The sequence below is a fragment of the Polynucleobacter sp. JS-Fieb-80-E5 genome (genome assembly GCF_018882015.1).
In the GTDB taxonomy this organism is placed as follows: Bacteria; Pseudomonadota; Gammaproteobacteria; order Burkholderiales; family Burkholderiaceae; genus Polynucleobacter.
Window position 1 is genome coordinate 245,273 of record NZ_JACVPH010000003.1, and the last position, 25,949, is coordinate 271,221.

At 42.1% G+C, this 25,949-nt stretch carries 27 protein-coding genes, 2 tRNA genes and 1 riboswitch; of the genes, 8 read left to right on the forward strand and 21 right to left on the reverse strand.

Translation table 11 applies throughout. The features are described 5' to 3' along the window. The first annotated feature begins 45 nt into the window (after window positions 1-45). Complete coding sequence (locus ICN44_RS06100) at window positions 46-555, forward strand: class I SAM-dependent methyltransferase (RefSeq protein WP_216263145.1); 510 nt, start codon at window positions 46-48, stop codon at window positions 553-555. A 200-nt stretch (window positions 556-755) separates the two neighbouring features. Here the strand turns inward: ICN44_RS06100 and ICN44_RS06105 are convergent, their stop codons facing one another. The 10 genes from ICN44_RS06105 to ICN44_RS06150 form a co-directional block, all read right to left on the reverse strand. Beyond that, entirely contained in the window at window positions 756-4,505 is a 3,750-nt protein-coding gene (locus ICN44_RS06105; RefSeq protein ID WP_216263146.1) for a glycosyltransferase, read from the reverse strand. 4 nt (window positions 4,506-4,509) lie between these two features. Next, a complete protein-coding gene (locus tag ICN44_RS06110) occupies window positions 4,510-5,409 on the reverse strand; it encodes a hypothetical protein (protein ID WP_216263147.1) in 900 nt (299 codons plus the stop codon). 18 nt (window positions 5,410-5,427) lie between these two features. Next, window positions 5,428-6,627, reverse strand: coding sequence for a polysaccharide biosynthesis/export family protein (locus ICN44_RS06115; protein WP_216263148.1), 1,200 nt, complete (start codon window positions 6,625-6,627; stop codon window positions 5,428-5,430). Continuing rightward, window positions 6,624-7,265 carry an ABC transporter ATP-binding protein gene (locus tag ICN44_RS06120; RefSeq protein ID WP_216263149.1) on the reverse strand — a complete coding sequence of 214 codons (642 nt, stop codon included), beginning with the start codon at window positions 7,263-7,265 and terminating at the stop codon, window positions 6,624-6,626. The genes ICN44_RS06115 and ICN44_RS06120 overlap by 4 nt, the downstream gene beginning before the upstream one ends. Window position 7,266: 1 nt before the next feature. After that, window positions 7,267-8,079, reverse strand: coding sequence for an ABC transporter permease (locus tag ICN44_RS06125; protein ID WP_216263150.1), 813 nt, complete (start codon window positions 8,077-8,079; stop codon window positions 7,267-7,269). Beyond that, the gene (locus ICN44_RS06130; protein WP_216263151.1) at window positions 8,076-9,107 is read right to left on the reverse strand and encodes a hypothetical protein; all 1,032 of its coding nucleotides are present in this window, start codon (window positions 9,105-9,107) and stop codon (window positions 8,076-8,078) included. Before ICN44_RS06130 ends, ICN44_RS06125 begins: the two co-directional genes overlap by 4 nt. After that, a complete protein-coding gene (locus ICN44_RS06135; protein WP_216263152.1) occupies window positions 9,104-9,532 on the reverse strand; it encodes a hypothetical protein in 429 nt (142 codons plus the stop codon). The genes ICN44_RS06130 and ICN44_RS06135 overlap by 4 nt, the downstream gene beginning before the upstream one ends. Window positions 9,533-9,986: 454 nt before the next feature. Further along, window positions 9,987-10,157: a hypothetical protein gene (locus tag ICN44_RS06140; protein ID WP_216263153.1), complete on the reverse strand. Its 171-nt coding sequence runs from the start codon at window positions 10,155-10,157 to the stop codon at window positions 9,987-9,989. A gap of 12 nt (window positions 10,158-10,169) precedes the next feature. Then, window positions 10,170-10,316 (reverse strand): hypothetical protein, encoded by a 147-nt coding sequence (locus ICN44_RS06145; RefSeq protein ID WP_216263154.1) that lies wholly within the window; start codon window positions 10,314-10,316, stop codon window positions 10,170-10,172. Between the two features lie 69 nt (window positions 10,317-10,385). Further along, window positions 10,386-10,838: a DUF6641 family protein gene (locus tag ICN44_RS06150; protein ID WP_216263155.1), complete on the reverse strand. Its 453-nt coding sequence runs from the start codon at window positions 10,836-10,838 to the stop codon at window positions 10,386-10,388. A gap of 413 nt (window positions 10,839-11,251) precedes the next feature. Between ICN44_RS06150 and ICN44_RS12325 the strand changes: the two genes are divergently transcribed. Then, window positions 11,252-11,710: a hypothetical protein gene (locus ICN44_RS12325; RefSeq protein WP_255537446.1), complete on the forward strand. Its 459-nt coding sequence runs from the start codon at window positions 11,252-11,254 to the stop codon at window positions 11,708-11,710. Between the two features lie 449 nt (window positions 11,711-12,159). Next, the gene (locus tag ICN44_RS06160) at window positions 12,160-12,726 is read left to right on the forward strand and encodes a site-specific integrase (RefSeq protein ID WP_216263156.1); all 567 of its coding nucleotides are present in this window, start codon (window positions 12,160-12,162) and stop codon (window positions 12,724-12,726) included. Here the strand turns inward: ICN44_RS06160 and ICN44_RS06165 are convergent. Beyond that, window positions 12,686-13,771, reverse strand: a complete 1,086-nt coding sequence (locus ICN44_RS06165) for a hypothetical protein (protein WP_216263157.1) — start codon at window positions 13,769-13,771, stop codon at window positions 12,686-12,688. The two genes, ICN44_RS06160 and ICN44_RS06165, sit on opposite strands and share 41 nt — an antisense overlap. 61 nt (window positions 13,772-13,832) lie before the next feature. On the opposite strand from ICN44_RS06165, the gene ICN44_RS06170 reads away from it, so the two are divergent. Both ICN44_RS06170 and ICN44_RS06175 read left to right on the forward strand, forming a co-directional pair. Further along, complete coding sequence (locus ICN44_RS06170) at window positions 13,833-14,867, forward strand: hypothetical protein (RefSeq protein WP_216263158.1); 1,035 nt, start codon at window positions 13,833-13,835, stop codon at window positions 14,865-14,867. A 96-nt stretch (window positions 14,868-14,963) separates the two neighbouring features. Then, a complete protein-coding gene (locus tag ICN44_RS06175; protein WP_216263159.1) occupies window positions 14,964-15,452 on the forward strand; it encodes a hypothetical protein in 489 nt (162 codons plus the stop codon). Between the two features lie 8 nt (window positions 15,453-15,460). Here the strand turns inward: ICN44_RS06175 and ICN44_RS06180 are convergent, their stop codons facing one another. From ICN44_RS06180 to ICN44_RS06190, 3 genes are all read right to left on the reverse strand, one after another. After that, complete coding sequence (locus ICN44_RS06180) at window positions 15,461-15,943, reverse strand: hypothetical protein (RefSeq protein WP_216263160.1); 483 nt, start codon at window positions 15,941-15,943, stop codon at window positions 15,461-15,463. Between the two features lie 68 nt (window positions 15,944-16,011). Beyond that, a complete protein-coding gene (locus tag ICN44_RS06185) occupies window positions 16,012-17,394 on the reverse strand; it encodes a tyrosine-type recombinase/integrase (protein ID WP_216263161.1) in 1,383 nt (460 codons plus the stop codon). 126 nt (window positions 17,395-17,520) lie between these two features. After that, a tRNA-Asn gene (locus ICN44_RS06190) sits at window positions 17,521-17,596 on the reverse strand. Window positions 17,597-17,617: 21 nt separating this feature from the next. On the opposite strand from ICN44_RS06190, the gene thiD reads away from it, so the two are divergent. From thiD to ICN44_RS06205, 3 genes are all read left to right on the forward strand, one after another. Then, entirely contained in the window at window positions 17,618-18,502 is an 885-nt protein-coding gene (gene thiD / locus ICN44_RS06195) for a bifunctional hydroxymethylpyrimidine kinase/phosphomethylpyrimidine kinase (protein WP_216263162.1), read from the forward strand. Between the two features lie 77 nt (window positions 18,503-18,579). Further along, a complete protein-coding gene (locus ICN44_RS06200; RefSeq protein WP_215360180.1) occupies window positions 18,580-18,924 on the forward strand; it encodes a nucleotidyltransferase domain-containing protein in 345 nt (114 codons plus the stop codon). Continuing rightward, window positions 18,921-19,307, forward strand: a complete 387-nt coding sequence (locus tag ICN44_RS06205) for a HEPN domain-containing protein (protein ID WP_216263163.1) — start codon at window positions 18,921-18,923, stop codon at window positions 19,305-19,307. The genes ICN44_RS06200 and ICN44_RS06205 overlap by 4 nt, the downstream gene beginning before the upstream one ends. Before the next feature lie 6 nt (window positions 19,308-19,313). On the opposite strand, the gene thiE is transcribed toward ICN44_RS06205, so the two are convergent. The 7 genes from thiE to ICN44_RS06240 form a co-directional block, all read right to left on the reverse strand. Further along, on the reverse strand, window positions 19,314-20,240 hold the full coding sequence (thiE, locus tag ICN44_RS06210; RefSeq protein WP_216263164.1) for a thiamine phosphate synthase: 927 nt from the start codon (window positions 20,238-20,240) through the stop codon (window positions 19,314-19,316). Window positions 20,241-20,267: 27 nt separating this feature from the next. Beyond that, window positions 20,268-21,086 carry a thiazole synthase gene (locus ICN44_RS06215; RefSeq protein WP_216263165.1) on the reverse strand — a complete coding sequence of 273 codons (819 nt, stop codon included), beginning with the start codon at window positions 21,084-21,086 and terminating at the stop codon, window positions 20,268-20,270. Between the two features lie 21 nt (window positions 21,087-21,107). Beyond that, window positions 21,108-21,305: a sulfur carrier protein ThiS gene (gene thiS / locus ICN44_RS06220; RefSeq protein ID WP_216263166.1), complete on the reverse strand. Its 198-nt coding sequence runs from the start codon at window positions 21,303-21,305 to the stop codon at window positions 21,108-21,110. After that, window positions 21,296-22,444 (reverse strand): FAD-dependent oxidoreductase, encoded by a 1,149-nt coding sequence (locus ICN44_RS06225; RefSeq protein WP_216263167.1) that lies wholly within the window; start codon window positions 22,442-22,444, stop codon window positions 21,296-21,298. Before ICN44_RS06225 ends, thiS begins: the two co-directional genes overlap by 10 nt. 23 nt (window positions 22,445-22,467) lie before the next feature. Next, complete coding sequence (thiC, locus tag ICN44_RS06230) at window positions 22,468-24,408, reverse strand: phosphomethylpyrimidine synthase ThiC (RefSeq protein ID WP_255537447.1); 1,941 nt, start codon at window positions 24,406-24,408, stop codon at window positions 22,468-22,470. A 37-nt stretch (window positions 24,409-24,445) separates the two neighbouring features. Beyond that, a riboswitch (TPP riboswitch) is annotated at window positions 24,446-24,553 on the reverse strand. A 74-nt stretch (window positions 24,554-24,627) separates the two neighbouring features. Further along, window positions 24,628-25,461: an NUDIX hydrolase family protein gene (locus tag ICN44_RS06235; protein WP_216263168.1), complete on the reverse strand. Its 834-nt coding sequence runs from the start codon at window positions 25,459-25,461 to the stop codon at window positions 24,628-24,630. Between the two features lie 224 nt (window positions 25,462-25,685). Continuing rightward, window positions 25,686-25,760, reverse strand: a tRNA-Arg gene (locus ICN44_RS06240). Window positions 25,761-25,949: the final 189 nt, after the last annotated feature.

Here is a 25,949-nt window from a genome sequence, read left to right on the forward strand (position 1 = left end):
ATCTCGGTCATATGCCGCAATTTTGTACTTTATTAAATTTTATATATGAAATTAAAATCTCTTGACTTGGGTTGTGGTGGACACATTAGGAATCCATTTAATGCTGAAGAATTATATGGAGTAGATATTTCAATTGAAGGAACGGTAAAAGGGTGCGAAATTCGTAAAAGTGATTTGGCTGTTGAGCCAATCCCATATGATTCACTATCTTTCGATGTTGTAACTGCATATGATTTAATTGAGCATATTCCAAGAGTTTTATATTTACCAGAACGAAGAAGTCCTTTCATTTTCTTGATGAATGAAATATCTCGAGTTTTGAAACCTGGGGGAGTTTTCTTTTCCCAAACACCAGCCTATCCGCATGCAGCTGCCTTTCAAGATCCCACCCACGTAAACTTTATAACCGATGAAACTTTTAGGGAATATTTTTGTATAAATGGAAAAAATAGGGCTATTAATTACGGCTATAGAGGATCTCTATACTTAGAGGACCAAGGCTGGAGAAAAGGAATGCATATAGTAGCGATAATGACAAAGAAAAATAATGGATGATGGCAATCAAATTTCACTTATTGCAGAAAAAAAATTTCTTGCCAATGACTTCATTTTATAAAACTTGAGTGTTTCTAATTTTATTCATATCTAATAATAATTAGATTCAAAATTTGTAGCTATTTCAACAGCAATATTTTTTTGCTATAAATATGTTACGTTGATATATTTAAATTAGTAGAGGGTGGTATCTAAATGAGTCAATAGCTAAGGCTGGGCGGCTCTATAAGCGTTAGCCGTAATTTTTTTGTAGATACTATTTTTTCGTTTATCTTATGATCTTCAAGTAAATTTAATTGAGGATTATAAAAATAATCCCCTGATTTTAAAAGTGATTCCCACCTAGATTGAAATCTTCTTGAGTCACTAGGGTGGTGCATTTTAGAGTGTGTTTTTCGTGTTAAGGACTCATGATGAATTAGTGTGGCATTTTGGGTTAACAGTATTTTTAAACCTAGATCTCTTATGCGCAAACATAAATCAATGTCATTAAAGCCAATCTCAAATTTTTCATCAAAGCCCGCTACCTTTAAGAATGTCTCAATTTTCATCATTAAGCAGGCGCCAGTTACCGCAGAGTAATCTCGCGTACATACTAGAGACCCAAGATATCCAGGGTTGATTTGATTCTTTGTGCTACGGAAATGTTGAAATTTATGAGCATGCTCTGCTAAACCATTCATTCCAATAATGACGCCGGAGTGTTGAATGGTGTTGTTGGGGTATAGCAATTGCGCACCTGCTGCACCAACGTCATTTCGGGAGCATAAAGACTTTAGGCTATCTAGCCAGCCTCGAGTTAATGCCTCAATATCGTTATTCAAAAATAAGACGTACTTGCAGCCTTTTGAAAATTTTCTTACTGCGATGTTATTCATTTTGGAAAAGTTGAACTCTCCCTTGTAGTTCATAATTTCTGCAACGTCCTTTATCGAGTCTAGGTAAGCTAAAGTATTGATATCTTTAGACTCATGATTGATTACAACTATTTTTAATTCACTCAAGTTTTGTGTATTTAGGATCGAGCGTATGCATTTTTTAAGAAGATCTACTTGATCTTTTGTTGGAATTATAATTAGTATGTCCCCTGTGGCTTTGGGATATTGAATGTTAAAAGTATTAAATGAGCTTCCTTTTTTTATTTTTGCCGAAATTCCAATCTCATGAAGATGCCTATTAAGGGCCTCGGAAGTTGCTTGTTCTACCATCTTGATATTGGAATGTCCATGACTAGTTTGATGGGTGCGCCAGCGGTATAAAAAAGAAGGTATATGCGCAACTAATTTTGATGTTGCCAGAACTTTAAGTACAAAATCAACATCTGCAGATATTTTCATTGACTCATTCCATCCCCCAACATTTTTAGCAATATTTTTTTTCACAGCTATCATGTGAACAAAATATGGGTGCGAAAGATAATAGTCATATGAAAAAGATGGCCTTGCTGCATACTGAATAATATCTTCAACATTAGATCCAGTAATAATTTCATCTGAATATATTAGATCAGGTTTTTTTCTTGCGGCTTGTAAAAGGTGAATTACTGCATCGGGCTCCAGTACGTCATCATGATCCATGAATGTAATGTACTCACCTCTTGCCTCTTCAATGCCTATATTGATGGTGGCAGCAATACCCTTATTAGTGCAAGAGTTTATTAATTTAATTCTTGGATCAATTTCTATGAGTTCCAATATTGATTTAAGATGGGTCTTATTTTGAGAATAATCATCGACAATGATAAGCTCCCAGTTGGGTGACCATTGTTTTTTAACACTCATAATTGCCTCTTCAAACCACTTTGGGTTGGAATTATAGGCGGGCATTATTATTGAAATTGTTTCACCTATAAATTTTTTCCTATAAAAGCAATTTAATCTTTCAAGTATTCTAGGCGTAGTTCTTTTTAACCTATTGAGCCATTTGATTGTGCTGGGATCAATAGTAAATTTCCAAGGGGAATTCGCCAGCTGACGGCCGCTAATTTTGAGTTCTGCACTTATAAAGTCTCCATCATTGAAAATTTTATTTGAGGCTGAAAAATTGAACCCAGCCAATCCATTGTTAATTTTGAGTTCCCGTAGATCTTCTCTGAATATGTCAGCCTCTAAAGTCGATATTTTCTTCCCGTTAACTTTAATAATAATTTCTGTCTTTTTATTTGTTTTGGTGGGATCATGCGCCCATCCCGTTATTAAGTTGGCGTTAACTTGATCAATGCTTCCAATTAGCCCTGGACTATCTTTTTGAGTGTTGTGTGTATAAACTAAGTTCGATGTGTATTTAAAGATCTTCGCCCATTTGCGCTTAAAGTAATTAAATTCCTTGGCATTTTGCATATATTTACCGCTCGGCCCTTCAAGTGCGCGGGATTTGGATTCATGGTGTCTGAGTTCAATATGTGCAAGTTGAATGTTTGATCTTAGGGTGGAGCTTGACTTGAGACATAAGTCTATGTCATTAAAGGCAATTTTTAGGTTTTTTTCATCGAGGCCGTTTACCTTCCAAAATAAATTTTTTTTTATCAATAAAGCTGCCCCAGTAACGGCCATTGGATTTGTTATGGAGTGCATGTAATAAAAGTGGTCGTTAATGGGCTTATTTGTGAGTCCATTGAAAATATGACTAAGATGTCCGTTAATGTCAACATGGACGCCAGCATGTTGAATAATCATGTCTGGGTAATAAAGCATGGCTCCTACGCAACCAATTTCTGGTCTTATCGCATGAGAAACCATCTCAGTTAGCCAATCTGGTGTTATGACCTCTGTGTCGTTATTAATTAACCCCAGTATTGAGCCTTTAGCTTGTGTAACTGCGTAATTATTGATGGCAGAGTAGTTAAATGGTTTGTTATATTTCAGTATGCGTATGTCAGGATATGCACTTTCAAGCTTGTTCATATACTGAATAGTTTGTGGGTCAGTCGATTGGTTATCCACAATCAGAATTTCATAATTCTTGTACGTTGTTTTTTTGAGTATTGATTGAACGCAGGTCTTAAGAATATCGTAACCATCTTTGGTTGGGATGATCAGGCTGACTAGGGGCTCAGGCTTTGGAATTGTCCAGTGATGCCTGTAAAGCTTTGGTTTAATTTGTTTTACTGCTACTTTTCTCTGCTGCGACTTAAAAAATCTCTTGAGTAGCGCTAAACCCTGTTCTGATTGTCTCTTCTCATCTGGTTTACTTGGTCCAATCTCTAACACTTGCTTGCTTTTAGGGTTTACTATTAAGCGTACTCTTTGGTGATACAGAATCTTTGGAATGTGTTTTATTGGGCTATCAGCGCCTAATAACTTTGGATTTGGGCGACCTAGCTTTGTTAGAGTACCAATGGCACTGAGATTAAAGGCATAGTCATAGGCTGCACTATATTGGCTATCCCAGCCATGCAATCTCTTTAGTAGAGACTTTTTTACCAAAACAAGATTATTGATGTAATTCTGGCAGTAGAGCAGATCTGGGCTGAGGTCTGGCTTGAAAAAGGGTTTAAACCTTTTCCCCTGCAAATCAAGGTGATCGTGGTCCGAGTAAATAAATTGCGCTTTAGGATTTTCTACTACGCATTTGAGAAGCTCATAGGACGTCGTTTCAGCCAGCAGATCGCCCGCTTGAATTAGTGCTACATACTGACCTTTGCAAAGCTCTAGCCCTTTGTTACATGCAATGGCTGCATTTTTAGAGCTTGTGGTTATGAAGCGAACATTGCGGAGATCCTTCTTGCTATTCAGTTCACTTTGTAGTGTTTCACTTTTATTCACTAATCCCCAAATTGCTGCTACTTTTTGTTCAAGCGCCCTTTCGACAACCACGATCAACTCCCAATTAGGGAGTGATTGAGAAAGAACAGATTCAAAGGTATTGGCTAAATGCCTTAGGGCAATACTAGAGTTAGTTAATCTAACGCCAGTTTCTGTTGTGACGGGAAGGATGTAGCTAATCTTCACGCGCTTACTTTTTAGGTTGACGATTTTTCATCATCCAGAGTTGAAGATTGCGTAATTGCTGGGTACGACTAGGTGTTTGTTTTGCCTCTATTTCTTCAATATAGTATTCATATTCTGTAAAAGGATTCTTATGTCTTTTAAAGATCGAGTCATAACGATTCCATAAGACTTTCAACTCCTCCTGTGAAAGTTGCTTACATTTTTTGATATCAAACTGACCTCCAATCTTATTAAACATTCTGCTTAAGAAAAAGTTTTTGGTTAGTCTTGCAAGGCGTAAATGATAAATTTCAGAAGCCGTGATATTGCTGGGCAAGCTTGCTTCTAGTTTTGAATTGTTTTCTAAGCAAATCAGGCGTTTACTAATTCGAATGGATTTTGCTTGTAACTCAAATTCCTGATGCTTGGATTTAGTTTGATCCACAGTTTTGAGATCAAAGCCAATTTGAGAGCTAAATTGACTCGTTTTGATCCCTAATTCCAACATGTAATAACCTGCAGGAATAATCGCCTTAGAGATTGCCTTTGTTTTGGTGAAAGTAAAATCCTCTTTTTTAAACTCCCACTGAAGATCGCGTAAGGGAAGGCGATCACGATATTGGTAAAACTTCTCTACATCAAAAGTGTTTAAGCCATTTTCTGCAATGCTCTTAAAAAAGCGCTTAAATTTACTATCCTGAATTGGTAGCTTGAGGTCGGCAGCTTCAGGGTTGGCGATAATTTGATTGAGAAGTGCTCTTTCTTTATCGGACCATTTCAATTTAGAAAAGCGAGTCTTGCCATTGACATTATTCAGGGCCCAATCCACCGTCTTATCAACAATGTATTGGTGAAATTTTGTTGAAAGAGAGGTCTTTCGCTCTGTATTTGCGTATTTGGTAAGTGTAGTACTTTGATTTTTCATAGTTCTTAATTAGTCTGCTTAGAATCCTTTAGAGATAACGCCAGCGTTCACAACCGGATAAATCGCTGACACCAAGATATTCAGGAATTTCTGTAGCTCTACAGTGGATGCATTCGATACATACAACACATCTTTATCTTTAATAGGGAAGTTTTGCGCTGTTAAGAAAACACCACCATCACTCATATCCACCCTATAAACCACTGGCACCTTGCCATTGATAAGTTCAGCAGAGGCAATTTGCTGGGTGGTTACGGCTGCTGGATCTTCAAATCTAAAGATGAATACACCTTTGGCATCGGCTCTTTGATCTTGAACGCCGCCCACTCTTGCTAAGGCCTGCACAAGAGAAATGCCTTGGGCTTCAAATGGAACTTCCTGATTTTGAGAGGTAGCCCCTAAAGCAGTAAAGCTAAAGGGCTGAAAATAGCTTGTTATGACATCGCCAGGAGCTAGGGGAATATTATCTTTTGGAGATTTGATGATCGTCTCAAGTGGCATGGTGGAGGTCTTGCCATTACGTGCCATCTGAATTGTTACTTTATTAATTGGGTCTTTCACACCGCCTGCCATAGCAATAGCATCTAATAGCTTCTCTTGCTTTGGTGAAATGGGAATAAGCATGCTGTTATTCACATTGCCAACCACAGTAATATTTGAAGTGGTGTTTTGGGTCAGTCTGACGAGAACCTGAGGAAAGTTAGCCTTTCCTCGCAGTGCCTGGGTAATTTGCTTGCTAATTGTCTCGGTATTTTTCCCGGTCACCTTGATATAGCCCACAAAGGGAACATTAATAGTACCGTCCAGCGCCACCACTTGAGACGGCAGTGTAGTTGCCTTGGAGGTGGATGAGTTCTGTATGGCAATAGAAGCATTTGATGAGGAGCCAAATAATATCGGGGGATCTGCTTCCCAGATATTGACCTCTAAGACATCTCCAGGGCCTACTAAATTCTTGTTGGGCTTAACACTTTGAAAAACTTCAGAAAATTGGTTTTGCTTTTGAGCTTTTAAAATATTTTGTGCGGTTAATGGTGTGACATCAATGATTTCAATATTTGGCTCATTGTTATTACTAGTAGCTGAGGGGTTATCAATCACCTGTGAGCGACTCGGTCCAGAGGTTGGAAAAAGTGCGTTGAAAGTAGAGCATGCTGTTAAACCGCATGTTAAAAAAAATGCCAATACAAGACGTGAGGAAGATTGAAAAAATGTCATGCGTTGTAATGATGATAGGCATCATCCATTGAATTAAAAGACAGCAAAGAGCCGGCTTCCAATACATAAGCTTTTTGGCAAAATTGACGAATGCTTTCTTGTGCGTGAGCTACCATCAGAATTGCACAGTCTTTCTTAGCCTCAAGCGCCTGATGACAGCGATCAGCAAAACGTGAATCGCCGGCTGTTAGGCCCTCATCAATCAATAGGCAATCAAAATCAAAAGCCATGGATAAGGCAAAGTTAAGCCTTCCTTTCATACCCGCAGAATAGGTTTTCACAGGCTCCTTTAGAAAGCGACCTAATTCTGTAAATGAACGAACGTAATCAGCAACCGGGCTTTGATCTACTCCGTACACCCTGCATAAAAATGCAATATTGTCGTAACCGGTTAGGCTGCCTTGCATGCCGCCGCTGTAGCCTAGCGGCCAAGAGATTGACATGCCTCTAGTGATATTGCCTGAATCTGGAGTTTCTAGATCACCAATAATCCGAATTAATGTGGACTTTCCCGCACCATTTCTACCCAAAATAGCCACTTTTTCGCCTGGCTCAATATTCAAATTGATGTCATTAAGGACTCTCAGTGTTCCACCCTTAATTGGATAGGATTTAGTCAGGCGTTCAATTTGCAGCATACTATTCTGACCCAGTAAATTTGTTAACCTGGGATACTAAAAATAATGCAACGGCAGTAAGGATGATATTGCAAGTGATGATAAACGAAATGGAGTATTGGGCTTTCACAATTTCACCAAAATAACCCTCACGCAACATTTCAACTCCATTTACCATCGGAGATAGCAGGTAAGTAGGCTGTAATTTTTTTGGCAGCCAGCTTACCATTGCAAATGCACCCGTTAATGGAAGTGTTAGGTACATCAGCACGTGAGAAATGCGATGAAAAAGTTCAGATTTTTCAGCCAGATATAACGCTATTATACCGGCGCAAATATAAAACCAGCCCAATAGAAGCCATGCGCATATGGTCTTTAACGGATATACGGGGGGCACTAAAATATTCAAGCCAAATAAAACTATTGAAAGAAAAAGAAAAGAAGTGCTCACTGAAGAAAATTCGAAGATAGATCGCGATAGTGCTAGATCAAGCACTGTTACATTGCGATGGAAAAGTAGACCCTTATTTGCAGTCAGTGCAACTGATGTTTTATTGACGCAATTACGCCAACCCAAAATAGCCGAGTATCCTGTGAGCGCAAATCCTGCGGAAGGCATTACTCCGTGCTCATGACCAACTAAAGCCCATAGGATCATAATCCCTATCGTCACCATCATCGGTTCTGCAAACATCCACAGAAATCCAATGTTGTGTCGCCCAAAATGCGAGATCATCTCTCTTAGAAAGAGGGCTTTGATAACTCTGCCTTGGATTTTTAGGGAAATCCAAAAAGACTGCTTAGCAGGAATGCGCAGGGTTGAGCCGGGATTCATTGGTTATGGTGCTCTTTCACGCCTGTGATCACCATGGAGGCAATGCCCCAGAAAAACAATCCCAGCACAAGGATGGTAATAATTCCCCGAATGCGCTTAGGCTCCATGGCCATATCAGGCTTGCTTGGCTGGGCAATGCGCTCAATGTATAGAATTTTCCTCATCGCCTCGATGCGTGCTTGTTCCATAGTGGCTAAAGCGGCAGCGAGGTTGCGATCGGCAAATTGTTTTTCACTGGCCAATTGCTGATAAAGAGTGACTTGATTGTTGGGGGAGTTGGCACTCGCCACCGACTTATCTGAAAACTTGAGTTCGTTATTGCGAAATTGATAAATCTTTTGATTGGTGTCTTCCACCTTTTGTCTGGCAAGATCGACCTCATTTTGGGCAAATTGCAACATATCTTGCCTAGCTCGTGCATTGAGGCGATTGATTAAATCTTCACTGAGATCATTGAGTTTTTGATTGATTTCGTAGGATAAGACGGGGGTAAAAGCGTTCACACTTAAAGTGGTAATTCCTGACTGATCATCGTGAGTCACGCTCACGATATTCTTGAGGTAATACTGAAAAAAAGCTTCCTGGCTTTTATCCCAAAATACAATTCCCCCAAAGCGATTAAAGCGATCTACATCACTTGATGAATAGGCCTTAGTTAAGTCGTAACTTTGGTTTAATTGTTTCAGGGCATCACGTGACGTTATATAGTTTTCTGCAGTAAGTGCATCATTTTGTGAAGAGCTGAGCCCTCCAAGGCTGCTAGCTAGGCTTCCAATAGCACTGCCGCCCATTGTCCCGCTAATGCTAGCGGCCAAATTATTAGAATTGTCTTTCCCTTGGGCTCTGACAATAAAACGAGACTCGGAGATATAAATGTTGGAGGCAATCAGACCAAAGTAAATCACCGAGAGCAAAGTTGGGACAACGACAAAAATCAGAAATAAGCGATTTCTCAGAATGCTAATCTGTTGTAATTTTTGGGTTTGTTCGGCCAAGTTGAATAGATATCTAGCGCTACTAAGTTTCATTTTTTGAGACCCTTCGAGCGCCTATATAAATCAACAATTTCTAGAACAGTTTCCCTTTCACTTTCTTGGAGTTCGCCAAAAGATTGGAGTAGATGAATCATTTCCCGATCAATCGATTTTTGCGTGCTAAAACTAGCAGTTTTATTTGCATCTCCCGCAGGCTTAAATGCCTCATCTAATGCTGATGCGTCAAATCCGATCCAATTTGAGAGCGTTCGCATTCTCGCGCTTTGCGGAAGGTTAATGCCATGAAGCCATTTTCGAATGGTTTCTATAGATAGTGGCTCAATGGCTGTCGGAGAGGCTAAAGTAAAATCTCTTGCAATGACTGCTGCACTTGGGATTTTTCCATAATGCTCAATTAAGCATCGCCGAAACTCTTTCACAAATGCTTTTTTTAGCTCATCCATACCATGAGAATTCATACTTATTAAATAACTGGGTCAATTGTTGAATAAAAATTTATCTTCCCTTTATAAACAATATTAGTTGTAGAAATAACAACTAATATTGTTTAGATTATGTTTCTTATACATAAAAGTTGGAATTAATTTATTTTTTTAGGGGGGGGGCTAAAAATCGTTGTTTTTTACTCATGAGTTTGAGTATTGGAGCTTTTTTATCAAGTAATTTAGTAGTAAATTTTTTTGCATCAAAATTCAACCATTCAATGGATAACTGTAACTTCAGTCAATGTCTAAAATCTTGTTGACATCTTAAGTATTGCCAGTTAGAAGCTCACATGATGGGCTAGCCTAGTTTTTCTTTGTAATTTGAATACGTTGCTTTTAGTAGCACTTAAACCCCCAAAGCCTTCCTCAAATAGAGATTGATATCCATTTAAATCAGTAGCCACTGTTTATAGTGCTGGAATAGTTCCTAACTAACGTTGTTTGCTTTAACTAGCTGCTGCTGTCCCGATTTAATCTTCTGCCTAGCTCGTTCAGCGTTTACAGCCTCTTGATCGCGCTTAACTCGATCCTTCATGGACTTAAGTCTGGCTTGTTCAGGACTTAAAGGTTTTTGTGGGGAAATTTCATCAAATCTCATGGGTTTATATCTTTATCCAATCTGCTGTGGTTGATGGGGAACATTACTAGTGCCAAAGATGGCTTGAAATAATTTGTATGCTTGAGCCTGGTTCTGGGCGTACAAAATGGTTTCTACCCACAATCCGGCTGCATTGACTGTTGCCTTATATCGTTTCATGCAAGTATTTAGCTTTTCTTATCCAGTTATTAATACAAGCGTTACCCCCAGTAACGCTTGTCGTGGTAGCTATCTGTTTTTATTGAAGTTCAGTTTTAATGCGCTGCTAGCTATCTCAATAGCCCCATCTAAACTCCCTTTTTCAGTTTCGAATTTGAGCAATTCCAGTGTTGTAATTAAGTCAGTCATGTTTGCTACGTTAATAGATGTTTTGCCAGGAATAATCTCAATACGTTTACTGCCGTAGAACACCGATAGACACAAAGAGCCATTCATTGCCATATACCACCAAGGTTTAATCCTTTTGGGTCGTTCAATTTTCTTGTAGTTGCCCTCTAAGTCTTTAACAGTCACTCTGCGCTTGATAATAAAATGGGTGTGCTCTAGCTGACTTTTGGCTAGCTGGATCTGCTCCCATAGCTTATTACTTAACTTATTACGTCTTAGCTGTACTGCTGGAATGGATCTCGGTCTTACTGCGTCGACAAACTGCAAATGACTTAATGCATTGGATGTGCCCATTGTTTTCTCCTATCAAAATTGGTTGAGTACACTTAATGTATGACCGAGAATCCAGTTTGGACAACCGAAATATTGGATCAATTTGCCCGAAATGTCGGATTTAGCCCAAATATTCTTTAAGTAAGGGCTTATTTCGGGTTAATTTTGGATAGAAAAATATAGGTATTTCTTATCAATTGATAAATATTTTTGCGAGTTGCTAGGTTTCTATGTGCTGGTTACTAGAAATAAGAGAAGTCGCTCATAGGTAGCTAGTAAGTAACTAGTAGTAGCAAATGAGTTACTCTGACTAGCAACAGGACAAAGCAACGTCTCTTTTGAGATCTCTAGCAACAGTAACTAGAGCAACTTCTTTTTGGTCTGTACTCAAGTAACCAAACAACTCGCAACTCATCACATTAAGGAGAAATTACATGAGAGAAGTGGCGATTAGAGGTTTTATTAACGAAAAGTTTGGCAGCACCTTTGGCAAGGGCTTATTTAGACGAGCCTTGTATACAGGCTCAGTAGAACTGCACAATCCAAAGCAAAAGTATTTAGTCGATTTTTATACCTATGCTGACTGGGAGTTTTCCGCTAAATCAGATGAGCAAATAGCAGTGCTTAAAAAGCTAGATGCAACTGATATTGCTAAAACTCCCAATATTTTAATGTCATGGTTGGTGCATTACGATCCATTAACGAAATGCAAATCAGCGGCTGATGGCTTTTGCATCTATGCCCAAGACACCAAAGAGTTGCACCTCAATATTGATGATGCGCATAATGGTGTAATGGATGAGTGGACGCTAGATGTACAGCACTGTAAGACGGCAGGGCATAAGAAGCCTGTTTTTATCGCCGCAAACGTCGATTTAACAGTTTGGCATTAATGCTTCATATTGCAAAATCCCTCAAATAAGCGCTGTAACAGGCGCTTATTTCACCTCATATGCATGGGTAGCTGATGCTTATTAAAGCGCTACATAGACGGTTTTTGAGGGGCTTGCACAGCTACAGCCAAAACCCATAGTTATCACGCATTCGCTCCGCAAATTGTCGCCTTGATGCCACAAATAAAAGCTAAATAAGTGTGTAAAAGCATACATAAGAAAATATGACTAATCTTTACCCGATTGCTTAAGTCATTGATTCTTGGAAGGTCTTGGTTATGAAGGATATCGCTAAAAAACCATGGGCAAAGATGACAAATTCATGGGGCAAATTGCAAATCTCATCAGCATCGATTAACGCCTCGGCAAATTTCGGTCGACCATTTGTGCAAAAGAAAACACACTACTTATTTGCTTTTTATTAACCAACTACTACTTAAGGAATAACCATGTCACAAGCCAAAACCCTCACTACTCAAGAATTGCAACAAGTCCTCGACTTTCTTAAAACCAAACGCTATCCAGAGCGTGATCGCGCAATGGTGCTCACGAGCTTTTATTCGGGGCTTCGCGTCTCAGAAATCGCAGCATTAAAAATGGGTGATGTAGTCAACAATGACGGTACGATTCGGAATGAAATTCGCTTAAGCGCCGATCAAACGAAGGGCGGACAACCTAGAACCGTGTTCATCTCTCAAAAACTACAGGTCGAGCTAACTAATTACTTGCAAACGCGCCATGCGCGGTTTAGCGATATTCCTTTTTTCCACACCTCAAGCCGCCTGGGTTTTTCCGCTAATAGCTTATGTCAATGGTTCTTTTGGTTATATCGCGATGCCGGAATTGCAGGAGCCTCAAGTCACAGTGGTCGCAGAACCTTTATTTCTGGGCTCGCAAATAAAGGCATCTCAGTGCGAGTATTGGCTGGTCTGGCAGGACACAAGAGTATTGCGGTGACGCAAAAATATATCGACCTTAATCCGGAGATGATGCGTAACGCCGTGGAGCTCGTTTAGGTAGTAAAAAGGGCATAGGCATCTTGCTAAATGAATCTAAGATAGAAATGACCTCCTCTTTGGGCGATTGATGATCGACTGGCAAAAGACGGCTTTGTGCTGGATTTAAAAACGCAAATTCTTGGCTAAGCCAGTTAGGGCTATGCCAAGCTCCAGCAGCAATGGCTTCTAACTTGCGTTTATTTTGTTGTGGACTCCAACGTGCTTGTACATTGACCTTATCGCGGCAGGGAAACTTACCAACTTCCACGTTATCAATGACAGTTCGTGCAAGTACCTTATTTTGGCAAACTAAGGCACGCAAACAACTTTGCTTTTTCTTAGCTGTTGCCAGGGTATCAATCGGCTTAGGGTGTTGCTGTTTGGCAATGCCTAGGTGAAAGCCCATTTCATAACAACCCCATTTTTTCATGATGTGTTCAGAATCAACGCCATCAAGATAGTGTTTCAGCAAATGTACGCGAAAGCTATTAATTAAGGCTTTCTTACTCTTTGGATCAATAGGCCCAATTTGGTAGGGTGGGGCAAAGAGGGGCTCACAATGCAGATAGGCTTGCGATCGTTCTTTGCGGATTTGTTTTAAGACATTAGCAAATGCCTGTTGCGCTTTCCTTAAATCCATATCAATCGGAACGCAGATGAATGCTGAATTAGTTACCAAAGAAATGCTGGATAGGTTTTCTTTGGTGACTAACTGTAAACAATCAGCGCAAGCAGCCGATTGATGCATCGCTTCAAATGTGACTTTGCCTTTACTATCAAACCAATCATCTAGCGTTGCATAGCTAAACAAATCTCCAAAATCCTGCCAAACCGCATGTAACCTAGGGTCTAGGCAATTGCCTTTCTCTTGGCAAACCCACCAGTAATCTTGGCTTTGCCGCAAATAAGCAATCCACCAGAAAAATAATGTACTTCTCATCGTATTTGCTGCAAGTGCAGCATCATTTTCTAGCAAGGATTGCATATAAACCTCTCCAAGATAGCTATAAATTAAACAATAAATTGTTAAGCCATCTAACTGCGCTTTGTCACTTAATCCCATTGGTGTTTAGCCTGATTTCTCGGCGGCATCCTTAGCCGTCATTTACCCGAAAGGAAATATCATGCAATTAACCAATGGTGCGTTAAAAAAACATCTAGCAAATCAAGCAGTAGCTTTAGGTGAAAAAGGCAATGTGGTTTTTGAAAGTGAGGCAGATTATGAAGAGCTAGATTTATCAGCGTTTATGGTGCCGGCAGTAACCAAAAAGGATGGTCAATTACGACCATCAGATAGTGCAGCCAAAATCACTGAAGCAGAGAAATTCTTAGGCGAAAGTGAGTCTTTATATCAGCTAGGAGTGAAGTATGAAACTGAAGTGGTAGCTAGAGGGCATAAAGCCTTATATGAGCTACTAGCTTCCATCTATAGCTTGGCACTGCGTATTGAAGATAACGTGGCTAAGGAGCAAATCTTGGAATTGATGCGCAAAAACCTCAAAGAGAAGTTTGATATCAAGATCAATAAGAATGCTAGCCCCATTTCAGCTTTAGTGCGCTTTGTGGTGCGTACCGATAAAATGAGTGCTTCGCGCTATAGTAGGGCGCTAGAAGTCGCTCGGCAAGAGAATTTGTCTGCAGAAGAATTGCCAGCATACATTGCTCGTCGCGGAGGCGTTTCTCAGATTCAAGAAACGGAAGCCAAGTTTTTAGCTAAGAAAGAGGGTGGCAAAACTAGCAAAGAAAGAACTGCTTTAATTCGAGAGTATTTTGAATTACTTGGATATGGGTCTAAAACACCACTTACTTATGACGGTGAGATGATTGTCTTTAATGAGGAGAAGGATACGGCTGCTGAAACATCTTCATTTTGCTTTTTCATGGCGCATTACGATGGGGATAACCAATACCGTATCATTACGGCAAATGATCTAGGAAAATCCTTTGAAGATAATATTATTAAATTCTTGGGTAAAGCAATGCCCAATGATTTGCATGTGCTAGAGCGTGGCGTTCGCAATCAAAAGAAAAAACTCATGATGGATGAAGGCCTTCCAAAAGCCCTGCGAGATAATATGCGTGAGCAGTTGGCTAAGCCATATAGCTACAAACAGAATCAAGTTATTGAGATGGATGAGCCCCAGGAAACGGAAGAGTAATTCCTAAATGGGCAAGGCAATAAAGGCGCTGGGATATATTACCCAGCGTCACTTGCCAAAGAAAACCAAACATTCCAATTCTTATGTGGGGCCATTATGACTACTTATCTTGTGTGCGAGAAAGATGAGCGTTTTCCGTTTTCAGCAAAGCCAGATTCGCCAGAAGCAGTGGCGATTGAGATTGCGGTTGCCATTGAGCATGAATACTGCGAATACCAGTTAGTAGCCTACAAAGCCGATAGTAATGAGGCATTGACCGCCAGATTATGTGATCGAGCTATATATGAGCTTGATTTAGATTCAGATACCTTGAATTCGTGGGTTGAGGAAGGGAGGTTGCTCTCAGGTGGGTATGAACAGCTCGATTTGCGGGAAGAATTTTTCCATGCTTGTAACGATATAGAGCGAAAAATGAGTGATTTAAGACGTATCTGCAACAATAGCAGTTATTTTGATGGGATCGACTTTGATATAGATCATTACTTAGACAATGCTGCCAATGAGTTTTTTCAAGATATTGAATATTCATTGCAGAAAAAATTTACCAACCTGTATCAATTTAAGGCTCTGGCATCAAATGCTTAGAGGTTGATTTAGGTTTGAGAAAGATTGGCAAAAGCTACTTGCTTCTCTAATCCATAGATGGCTGCTTGCGCAGCCATTTTGTTTTTGCCGGCATTAAGCTCTACCTTAATGTTTTGCCCGGTAGTAGTGATATGGACCTTTACAGCCCCAGCATCTGTGGCAAATTGATGCAATACATCAAAGCGAGGTAGGTGCTCTTGGTGCATTTTTACTTGAGAAACCTTACTTTTGGCTGCTTCTTTAAGTTTCGCGGGCAAGTCCCAAGCATTTTCACTGTCTTTTGCATAATCGGTTAAAGCGGCTTTAACCACTGCAGTAGCGTTTTTGACGCCGACTTTCTTGATAATCGGCAGCTCAGTACTTAAATCCTCTTTATTTTGTAATCGAGCTAAGATGCGTTCATAAAAGCTCTTAGCCACCAAGTCTTTCATGAGTTGATCTAAGGCGTTTTGAGCGTATTGCTCAAAATAGAGGGTCAGTTCAGTGCTCATTGCGCCTTCCGATCTTTTGGCCGTGAGAATAGATTTGTCGTGTATGCATATTTTTTACTTAGGCGCCTTTAAGTGCTTTTAGCTTTTGCTTTAAGGCGAGACTCAAAATCTTTGGTCAATTCTGAGCTTTGTACCAGCAATGGCATGGATAGCCCAGTGCTCATTTGCACGAGACTGAGGATATTGTTATTGACAACCGATTGGGCTTGCATAATCTCGCGAATCTGAGCCGCTTCGCCACCAGCTACGCCATCCACCACGCCGGCAAATTGTTTGGCTTTCATGAGTGGCGTTAAGTGGCTGTAATGGTCTGTAATCATTTTGACCGAGGTGCCCATTTGCTCGGCTAGATCATGGATCGGAATGCCTTCAAGCAATCTTTGCGTAGCGTAATAGTGGCGCAGGCTATAAAGACTGCGTTCTTTATTGGTGACTGGGCAATTTAATAGCCCACAATCCTCTAGCATTTGTCTAAACGATTTGTTTAAATTATCAGGAACGGTGCCATCTGATAAACGAAATAAGCGCTTAGCAATCCTTTTCTTAAGCACTTCTTCTAAAGACATTTTTGCAAGATCGGGGCTTAATTGACGCAAGCGTTCTAGTAAAAGCCAGCAGCTATAGTGCGCCACAAAGTTACGTGGGCCACGTTTGCCTTTTTGCAGGCGGATATGCAGGATAGGTTGCCCATCACGCATTTCTACATCTATGTGGCGCCATTCAATGAATTCGGATTCAGTACCAGGGCGCATGCCAGTACTAGCCATAAACGCAATGTAGATAGCTAACAACTCCCGAATCATCTTGGTACGCTTTGTGCGCCCATTTTCGGTAAATTTATTGGAGAACCTGATAAGCGTTTCTAATTCTTCCTGGCTAAATTCAGCACGCCGATCGCTATCGCCGCCCGTATTTTTAGTGGCAGGGCGTTGATATTCTGTTGTATAGCCACGCTCAATCGCTTCGTCTATTACGAGATTAAACGCGGCGTTATGGTTGTTTTGAGCGCTACCTGAGAGCTCTCTGCCCACTAAGTTACGGCGCCATTCATGAAATTCAGAGACAGTAGAGGGCTTTATAGAATCTACGTTGAAATTTCCATAAAAAGGGATAAGATAAATCCGAATAGCAGCAGTGTAGTCACGGGTACTTGGTTTGGCTGTTCCAGCCTTAATTTGCTCTTCAAGCCTTGCCAGTACTACCTCTGCGACCGGTTTAAACCTTTTACTGATGACGGGACGACCTTCTTCATGATCAAAAGTAGCCTTCATCCACAAGCGCTCCGCAAGGCGCTTCGCTTCCTTGATTTCAGCGGTATCTACCGTCTTTCTAAACCACTTTTTAATGCCATCTATCTTGTAATGAACTTGCCATTTTTTGCTGTCAGGGCGCTTCACAAGCCGAAGTTGCTCAGGCTTAAGAACTATGCTGGTAGGGGCTGGGATGCGCATTATGGCAGTATATAGGGCTTTTTATTATTAAACAATCAGAGGCATATACTATATTCGTGTAATAACCGTGTAATTAAGAAGTTAAATTAAAAGCAAGCTGTAAGGGCTTGCTTTTAAAGGACTTCTTGGCTCCTCGACCTGGGCTCGAACCAGGGACCTACGGATTAACAGTCCGGCGCTCTACCGACTGAGCTATCGAGGAATAAGCCGATATTATAGCAAGATGAATTCACTTCTTCCCACTTCTGTGCAGATCCCCAAAGTACTGACCATTGCTGGGTCCGATAGCGGCGGCGGGGCGGGGCTCCAGGCCGACCTCAAGGTCATCACCGCCCTTGGTGGCTACGGCATGTCAGCCATTACTGCAATTACCGCCCAAAATACCTTGGGTGTAACGCGTATTCAAGATGTCGATCTTGAGGTTGTGGAAGCCCAGATTGACGCAGTTTTAATGGATATTGGTGCTGATATTGTCAAAATCGGCATGCTGGCCAGCCCAGAAATAGTCCGAACAGTTGCTAAATCTTTACGCAAACACGGTATGAAACGCATTGTCCTAGACCCTGTTTTGCGCGCTACCTCCGGCGCTAGCTTGGGTGGTGACGACACCGCTCAAGCAATGATTACTGAATTATTTCCGATGGCATTACTGGTTACGCCTAATCTAGATGAAACTTCATTACTACTTGGGCGTGAGATTAGTGGCGCAGATGATTTCAAATTAGCCGCAGAAGAGTTACTCGAGATGGGTCCACAAGCAGTACTTATTAAGGGTGGCCACTTAGATAGTACTCATACCCAAATTACCGATTATTTAATGTGGCGTTCCATAGAAGACGATCTTGAAGTTGTGCAATCAAAAGAATTCAAACACTATCGCGTCAATACAGTAAATACGCACGGCACTGGATGTTCTTTAGCATCTGCCATTGCTACCTATCTAGCTGATGGTCATGATCTAGCTCATGCAGTTGCTAAGGCGATCGCCTATGTAGAGGCAGGCTTAGAGGCAGGGCGCTTCTTGAGTATTGGTGAAGGTCCAGGACCTTTGTGGCATATGCATGATTTCTATCCAACTGCGCTACTTGACGAAAAAACAAAGCCTTAGCAGTGTTTTTAACCTCAATCTACCAATGTTAAAGACCTTAATTGCCATAACATCTTTTTCTTTGGATAATAGAAGCTATGAGCAATTTCTTCATTGACGATCAAACAAAAGCTGCTACATCAGTTTTTATGGATAAGGTCGCTCAATACTTTCCAATAGCAAAAGCGTTGTTGTTTGGAAGTCGAGCTAGGGGTACTCATCACGTAGAAAGTGACGCCGATGTTGCTATTCTTTTGAAAGGCCTAGCAACTCCATTTATGGCGACAAAATTTGTTATGGATGACCTTGCTTATGAAGTTCTTTTAGAGACCGGTATACGTATTCAGCCGCTACCAATATGGCAGGAAGAATGGGATCATCCAGAAACTTATTCAAATCCAAGCCTTATCAATAATGTGCGAAACGAAGGTATTGTGCTTTGAAGGCAAAAGAACTTTTTATTAAAGCGACAACAGCAGCAGCCTCAGCAAAAATACTATTAAATGCTAGTGATTTCGATGGAGCATGTAATCGAGCCTATTACGCTATGTTTGACGCTGCTCGAGGTGCCTTACTTGCTTCCGGTGAGGTAGATTCGGTCGAGCATACAAAAACCCACAGTGGTCTCATATCTGTTTTTAGTTTGAAATTGGTGAAAACAGGTCAAGTCTCAATTGAATTTGGCAAAGCATTAAACAGGGTCGAAGATCTTCGTTTAATGGGTGATTACAAAGGTGATTTGGTGGCCAAGGAGGATGCACAATGGGCGGTTGCTAAAGCAAGTGAATTCGTTGAGCACCTTTTGGGGTTATTTGATAAACCCTAAATCGATTTAAGCCTGCATTAATTCTTGTAAGTGTTTAACTGCTGCCTTAGGATCTTTAGCTTGGGTAATGGCTCTCACAACAGCCACTGAACCAACGCCACTTTTTGCCACCGCATGAATGCTATCTTGATCAATGCCGCCAATAGCAACTAGCGGGTAATTGTCCATGAGCTGAGCATATCGATATAAGCGACCCAGTCCTTGCGGTGCTGTAGGCATCTTCTTTAAATTCGTAGGAAAGACGGCTCCCATCGCAATGTAACTTGGGCAATGGCGATCTGCATAAGCCAGCTCTGCATAGCCATGCGTACTTAATCCCAGTCTTAAACCCGCCATCCGAATTTCTTCTAGGTTGGCATCTACTAAATCCTCTTGACCTAAATGCACGCCATAGGCGCCGGCATCAATTGCTTCTTGCCAATAATCATTAATGAAGAGCAGGGTCTTGCTATCTTTGACTGCTGCAACAGATTCTTTAATTTGTTTTCGGATCTTGGATTTTTCATCCGACTTAAAGCGAAGTTGTACTGTAGGCAGCTCCGCCTCAACCATGCGCTTTACCCAATCGGCATCTGGCATGACACCATACAAGCCTAAACGTTTTGGACATTCTTTAAACGCATTGGGATTCATATTGCGAGTCCAGGGCAATAAATCAAAATGCTCAGGCCTGCTGGGCCATTTAATGGGATTAAAGCCACCATCTTGCGATGTCATGCGTGACCATGCCTTGCCAAGTATTCTGGCATCAGACTCAATAAAGCCCATTTCAATTGCCGCTAGTGCGCCTGCTAATTCGTAATGATCGACTGCTGCTTCGTTATCAATGAGTGGAGGCGGGGAGTTCAGGCTAAAGGCCTGAATCGGAATACATAAATCTTCATTGCGATGCGCAGCAACGATTTGATCAGCAAGGTCACGAATCAGGCTCATGGGTTCAGTGTACTTAAATTAGCGTCACTACGATTGGTGCCAAAACGGAGTACCCACCAAAGGCGTGCTTGCTTGAGCTGATTCCTGAGGCTTCATGGCGCCAGATAAATAGGCTACACGACCAGCATCAACTGCCATAGCAAAGGCTTTGGCCATCACCACAGGATCATCCGCCAAGGCTACTGCTGTATTTAGCAGTACACCATCAAACCCCCATTCCATCACAGTGCAAGCATGAGAAGGAAGTCCTAGGCCGGCATCTACCAAGAGTGGAACCTTTAGACGATCACGCAAGAGTTTCATGGCATATGGATTTAAAGGGCCTTGTCCGGTACCAATTGGAGCAGCCCAAGGCATCACCGCTTGGCAACCGACATCAACCAGACGTTGGCACAAAATGAGATCTTCAGTGCAATATGGCAGAACCTTAAAGCCATCTTTAATCAGAGTCTCTGCTGTCTGCACTAAGCGCAAGACATCGGGTTGCAAAGTGTAATCATCACCAATAAGCTCTAACTTGATCCAATCAGTTTCAAACACTTCGCGCGCCATTTGCGCGGTAGTAATCACTTCTTGTGGGCTATGACAACCAGCGGTATTCGGTAGAACAGGAACAGCCATCTTCTTAAGCAAATCCCAAAAGCCGCTATGTGCTTCAGCGGTGGATGTGCCTTGGCGACGTAAGCTCACAGTAATCATGCCGGGATTCGATACTTGTACAGCGTTCTCAAGAACCTGTGGAGAGGGGTAGCGTGAGGTACCCAATAGCAAGCGACTCGCAAAGCTCTCGCCATAAAGGACAAGTGTATCGGCGCTATTGAGATTATTAGGTAAAGGAGCGTTCATAGCAAAATAATTTGTTTTTAATCAGCCGCCAGTAACTGGAGCAATCACTTCAATTTGGTCGTTCTCATTTAATACAAAGTCTGCATGTTTAGTCTTGGGCACAAAATGAAGATTCACTGCAACGGCGTAAGGTGGTTTCGCCTTGATCAAGGCCAGAGCATCACTCACCATGCTCTTGCTGGGTAACTCATAAGCTACTTGATTAACGATTACGCGCATACCGCCTCAATCTGATTATTGTCTTGAGTCATGCTTAATCCCAAATCCAATGCAGTCTTGCTTGTGCCGAACTCCAGGAGCTCTAATGCGCAATCGAGTACTGCAGGAGAAATCATAAAACCATGGCGATACAAGCCATTGATCATGATCAAATCTGCAAGCCCTTTATCTCTTATTGACCGAATTTCTGGGAGATTATTTTTTAAAGTCGGGCGACACTGCGTTGCCATCTCCAAAATGCGGGCTTCTGCAAACCCACTATGAACGGTGTAGACAGCACTGAGCAATTCCATGGCAGAGCGTAAACTCATTTCTGATAGGTCATCAGATTCAATCTCCGTTGCACCAACTACATAGACGTCATTTTCTTTAGGAGCAATATAAATCGGGTAGCGCGGATGTATTAAGCGGGTAGGGCGACGCAACTTCACTTCTGGTGCATGGAGTCGAATGACTTCACCACGAACGCCACGTAAGCTATTGGGCCTGTCCCCAGATAACCAAGCTTCTTTAGCACCCGTACCGCGGCAATCAATTACCGCTTTATAGCCAGTCTGTTTACGCAATTCAGATGGGTTGATCTCGGTATGCCAGTGACAATTAACCTTCAATAGCGTTAACTCGCTAGCGAGAGCATCCAATAGCTGGCGATTATCTAATTGCCCTTCATTGGGTAAATACAGTCCTTGAGTAAAGCGATCGGCAACGCCAGGCTCGAGTTCGCGTAATGCTTCATTATTGAGCTTTTGTGGTGCGCTGAGATCAACGTTTGAGCGACAGTTCTTCTCTAAATGAGCAGTAAAGCGTTCGGCTTCACTGGCATCTTGGCGGTGCCACAAAATCAAGGTGCCATCTTGCTGAAAGTAAACCGGTGAAGATAAGTCAGCAATAAGCTCCTTCCAGCGAGGCAGGCTATGCAAACCCATGCGCACTACCGAATCTTCAGTAATTGCAGACTCAGCTAATGGCGCCAACATCGCTGCAGCAATGCGCGCAGCAGCATGGTTGCCGTCGGGACCCCCTTTATCAAAGAGATCGACTTGAGCACCTCCTTGAGCAAGCGCAACAGCCAGCAAGCGACCCATCAGGCCGCCACCGACAATTGCGTATTTGCTATTGGAGAAGCTTGCGCTAGCCATATTTATCTTTTTAGCTCGTTGGCTTACTGATAAATCTCACTGCCGCGCTTGCGGAACTCTGCTGACATTTCTTCCATGCCCTTAGAAGCGTCAGCTACTTCAGTAATGGGAATAACTTTAGCTTTAGGACTGCCGTCAGCGTCTAAAGTAGCTGCGTAGTCACGAACTTCTTGAGTGATCTTCATGGAGCAGAACTTCGGACCACACATGGAGCAGAAGTGCGCAATCTTGGCACCTTCAGCTGGTAGTGTTGCGTCGTGATACTCACGCGCGCGCTCAGGATCTAAGCCCAGATTAAATTGGTCTTCCCAGCGGAACTCAAAGCGTGCCTTGGAGAGGGCGTTATCACGCACTTGTGCACCAGGCAAACCTTTGGCTAAGTCAGCACCATGGGCAGCAATCTTATAAGTGATGATGCCTTCGCGTACATCTTCCTTATCTGGCAATCCCAAATGCTCTTTTGGTGTGACATAGCAAAGCATTGCTGTGCCATACCAACCGATTTGCGCAGCACCAATGCCGCTGGTGATGTGGTCATAGCCAGGGGCGATATCGGTAATCAATGGTCCGAGGGTGTAGAAGGGAGCTTCTAAGCAATGCTTGAGCTCTTCAGTCATATTCTCTTCAATGCGCTGCATTGGCACATGTCCAGGACCCTCAATCATGACCTGTACATCATGTTTCCAAGCTTTAGCAGTCAGCTCACCGAGTGTATGGAGTTCGCCAAACTGAGCAGCATCATTAGAGTCAGCAATACAACCAGGGCGCAAGCCATCACCCAAGCTAAATGACACATCATAGGCTTTCATGATCTCGCAGATTTCATCAAACTTTGTGTACAGGAAGTTTTCTTTGTGATGAGCCAAGCACCATTTAGCCATGATCGAACCACCACGAGAAACAATGCCCGTAATACGATCAGCTGTTAACGGTACATAACGTAGCAATACACCCGCATGAATGGTGAAGTAATCCACGCCTTGTTCAGCTTGCTCAATAAGTGTGTCACGGAACATTTCCCAAGTGAGATCTTCTGCAATGCCACCGGTTTTATCTAGTGCTTGATAGATTGGAACTGTGCCAATAGGTACTGGAGAGTTACGAATAATCCATTCACGAGTCTCATGAATATGCTTACCAGTGGAGAGATCCATGATGGTATCTGCACCCCATCGAATGGACCACACCATCTTTTCTACTTCTTCATTGATAGAGGAGGTAACAGCAGAGTTGCCTAAGTTGCCGTTAATCTTTACACGGAAGTTACGGCCAATAATCATTGGCTCTAATTCAGGATGATTGATGTTTGCTGGAATGATCGCACGGCCTGCAGCAATCTCAGAGCGCACAAATTCACCGGTAACAATGTCGGGCAGATTGGCGCCATACCCTTTACCTGGATGCTGCTTCAATAACTGCTTGTATGCAGGATCTTTGCGCAGTTGCTCAAGGCCCATAGATTCACGCAGAGCGATGTATTCCATTTCAGGAGTAATGATTCCTTGGCGAGCGTAATACATCTGACTGACGTTATGACCAGACTTCGCAACGCGCGGTGCGCTGATATGAGAAAAGCGTAAATTTTGTGTGGCTTCATCTTGTGAACGCGCAACGCCGTATTCAGAGCTAGGCCCTGCCAACTGGATCGTGTCATTGCGTTCAGCAATCCAGGCATCACGGAGTCTTGGCAAACCTTTTTCAAGATTAATCACAACATCAGGATCGCTGTATGGACCAGAAGTGTCATAGACTGGTACAGGAGGATTTGCCAACATTTCTTCACCTACGCGAGTAGGTAGTTGCTCAATCATCCGGATTGGCGCTTTGACATCAGGCCGTGACCCTTGAAGGTAAGTTTTAGTTGAAGCTGGATAGGCAAACTTTTGCCCGAAGTCGCGCTCCAAACTTTTTAAACTTGGAATCTCGTGTTTTGCATTTTTAGTTGAAGTCTTGCCTGTACTCATGTCCATCTCCTAGCTGTTTTAGATGGACGAAACCGGGTGTCGGTCTGATGTAACTCCCCACGCCAGCATTACCTGGATCGGGTTCTAGGGTCTTTCTCAGCGCCTTCTAGCAAAACTGCTATTAAGGGCACCCCTGTTTCATCCTTAAGATGAATTTAACCACGAATTGACTGATTACTGCATGACGGCAGTCATGCCCTGCCAAATAGGCCCTGCAGGCTACTTATTGCGGCGCAATATGAAATCAGCCGTAACAAAGGCAGCATCAGAGGTAAATTCATCAGCTAGGATTCTGGCGGCAGCTTCCGGCAGAGAGATTTCAATAAAGCCACTGACTTCACCATCATGATTGGTGGGGACAAAGTTGTCAGCCAGCTCTAAATCGTAGACATATAGCTGTTCATCATGAAAGCCTCGACCGGCTATTGGGCGGCGCATATGAATACGTCCCACAGGCTCAATTTGATCGGAGATTTGCTCAGGTACACCAGCTTCTTCCCAAAGCTCACGACGCGCGCTAACCCAGGGTGTTTCATCAGCAGTAATACCACCGGCAGCCAAGTTATCTAACTTACCTGGATCAGTAGGCTTAGTTTCACTGCGTCTTCCAAGCCAAATCGTATTGCCTACCGTATAGCCATTGATATGCGTTGCCATACTGCGAAAGCCAAAGGTACGAAACGCAGCACGCTCCATGCGAAAGTATTTGTGACCATTTAGATCAACCCAAGCAAAGTCTTCGTTACGCCAACCTGGAATAAAACCACCCAATCTCATGCGATTGGCTAACTGATAAAGGCTATTAGATAAATCTCTAGGCTTACCTAATTGAATAGTGAGTTTGTCGTGACCCATTGCAATGAGAGCAATAGCTTCTTTGCGCAAAGAATCTTGCAGATAAGGAATAAATTCTGGATTGAGATGGCCAATGAGTTGTTCACCTATTGCACCGCGGGATAAATAAATCGGCAGGTATTCCGCGGGAGCAGAACGCGCCGTGTTTTGGAGCATTTCCTCGAGGGCAGCTAAAGTGCTGGTTGAAAGGCTGGTCATGCCTTAAGTGTAAGGGAACTTCCCGTTCCATGCCTCTGTTGGTAAAACTGCATAACACAAATTCCTATAAGAACTAACTTAAATATTTATTTGCAAATGCACAAAATAGATAAAGATATTCTGCACACAAATTAGGCAAGCTAGGTCTACCTATACAAATCTGTGACTTACGAAAACTTTTGAGGATTTATCCACAATGCCTGTGGATAAGTATGGGAAATTTTTGGTCCCGCCGACAGGAATCGAACCTGTATCCCACGCTTAGGAGGCATGTGCACTATCCATTGTGCTACGGCGAGATGCTAAGAAAATAAAAAGTGTGCTAAGTCAATTCTAATGAATTACAAACCATGAACTACCAACCACACAGCGCCCATACTTGATTTGTTACTGCCACCATCATATCGGGTGCGAAGTACATGGAGAAAACAAACAACAATGCGAATAAAGCAAACCCATAAAAAATGATTTTCCCAATGCTTGGTTTT

What these genes read in the sequence shown, in the direction of transcription:
- thiD (WP_216263162.1), top strand. Translation starts at nt 17,618, where the DNA reads ATGAATTCACTTCTTCCCACTTCTGTGCAGATCCCCAAAGTACTGACC.
- ICN44_RS06120 (WP_216263149.1), bottom strand. Translation starts at nt 7,265, where the DNA reads ATGCTGCAAATTGAACGCCTGACTAAATCCTATCCAATTAAGGGTGGA.
- ICN44_RS06140 (WP_216263153.1), bottom strand. Translation starts at nt 10,157, where the DNA reads ATGAGATTTGATGAAATTTCCCCACAAAAACCTTTAAGTCCTGAACAA.
- ICN44_RS06235 (WP_216263168.1), bottom strand. Translation starts at nt 25,461, where the DNA reads ATGACCAGCCTTTCAACCAGCACTTTAGCTGCCCTCGAGGAAATGCTC.
- ICN44_RS06130 (WP_216263151.1), bottom strand. Translation starts at nt 9,107, where the DNA reads ATGAAACTTAGTAGCGCTAGATATCTATTCAACTTGGCCGAACAAACC.
- ICN44_RS06170 (WP_216263158.1), top strand. Translation starts at nt 13,833, where the DNA reads ATGCAATTAACCAATGGTGCGTTAAAAAAACATCTAGCAAATCAAGCA.
- ICN44_RS06125 (WP_216263150.1), bottom strand. Translation starts at nt 8,079, where the DNA reads ATGAATCCCGGCTCAACCCTGCGCATTCCTGCTAAGCAGTCTTTTTGG.
- ICN44_RS06115 (WP_216263148.1), bottom strand. Translation starts at nt 6,627, where the DNA reads ATGACATTTTTTCAATCTTCCTCACGTCTTGTATTGGCATTTTTTTTA.
- ICN44_RS06110 (WP_216263147.1), bottom strand. Translation starts at nt 5,409, where the DNA reads ATGAAAAATCAAAGTACTACACTTACCAAATACGCAAATACAGAGCGA.
- thiE (WP_216263164.1), bottom strand. Translation starts at nt 20,240, where the DNA reads ATGAGCCTGATTCGTGACCTTGCTGATCAAATCGTTGCTGCGCATCGC.
- ICN44_RS06100 (WP_216263145.1), top strand. Translation starts at nt 46, where the DNA reads ATGAAATTAAAATCTCTTGACTTGGGTTGTGGTGGACACATTAGGAAT.
- ICN44_RS06160 (WP_216263156.1), top strand. Translation starts at nt 12,160, where the DNA reads ATGTCACAAGCCAAAACCCTCACTACTCAAGAATTGCAACAAGTCCTC.
- ICN44_RS06200 (WP_215360180.1), top strand. Translation starts at nt 18,580, where the DNA reads ATGAGCAATTTCTTCATTGACGATCAAACAAAAGCTGCTACATCAGTT.
- ICN44_RS12325 (WP_255537446.1), top strand. Translation starts at nt 11,252, where the DNA reads ATGAGAGAAGTGGCGATTAGAGGTTTTATTAACGAAAAGTTTGGCAGC.
- ICN44_RS06180 (WP_216263160.1), bottom strand. Translation starts at nt 15,943, where the DNA reads ATGAGCACTGAACTGACCCTCTATTTTGAGCAATACGCTCAAAACGCC.
- ICN44_RS06150 (WP_216263155.1), bottom strand. Translation starts at nt 10,838, where the DNA reads ATGGGCACATCCAATGCATTAAGTCATTTGCAGTTTGTCGACGCAGTA.
- ICN44_RS06215 (WP_216263165.1), bottom strand. Translation starts at nt 21,086, where the DNA reads ATGAACGCTCCTTTACCTAATAATCTCAATAGCGCCGATACACTTGTC.
- ICN44_RS06135 (WP_216263152.1), bottom strand. Translation starts at nt 9,532, where the DNA reads ATGAATTCTCATGGTATGGATGAGCTAAAAAAAGCATTTGTGAAAGAG.
- ICN44_RS06225 (WP_216263167.1), bottom strand. Translation starts at nt 22,444, where the DNA reads ATGGCTAGCGCAAGCTTCTCCAATAGCAAATACGCAATTGTCGGTGGC.
- ICN44_RS06185 (WP_216263161.1), bottom strand. Translation starts at nt 17,394, where the DNA reads ATGCGCATCCCAGCCCCTACCAGCATAGTTCTTAAGCCTGAGCAACTT.
- thiC (WP_255537447.1), bottom strand. Translation starts at nt 24,408, where the DNA reads ATGAGTACAGGCAAGACTTCAACTAAAAATGCAAAACACGAGATTCCA.
- ICN44_RS06145 (WP_216263154.1), bottom strand. Translation starts at nt 10,316, where the DNA reads ATGAAACGATATAAGGCAACAGTCAATGCAGCCGGATTGTGGGTAGAA.
- ICN44_RS06165 (WP_216263157.1), bottom strand. Translation starts at nt 13,771, where the DNA reads ATGGGATTAAGTGACAAAGCGCAGTTAGATGGCTTAACAATTTATTGT.
- ICN44_RS06175 (WP_216263159.1), top strand. Translation starts at nt 14,964, where the DNA reads ATGACTACTTATCTTGTGTGCGAGAAAGATGAGCGTTTTCCGTTTTCA.
- thiS (WP_216263166.1), bottom strand. Translation starts at nt 21,305, where the DNA reads ATGCGCGTAATCGTTAATCAAGTAGCTTATGAGTTACCCAGCAAGAGC.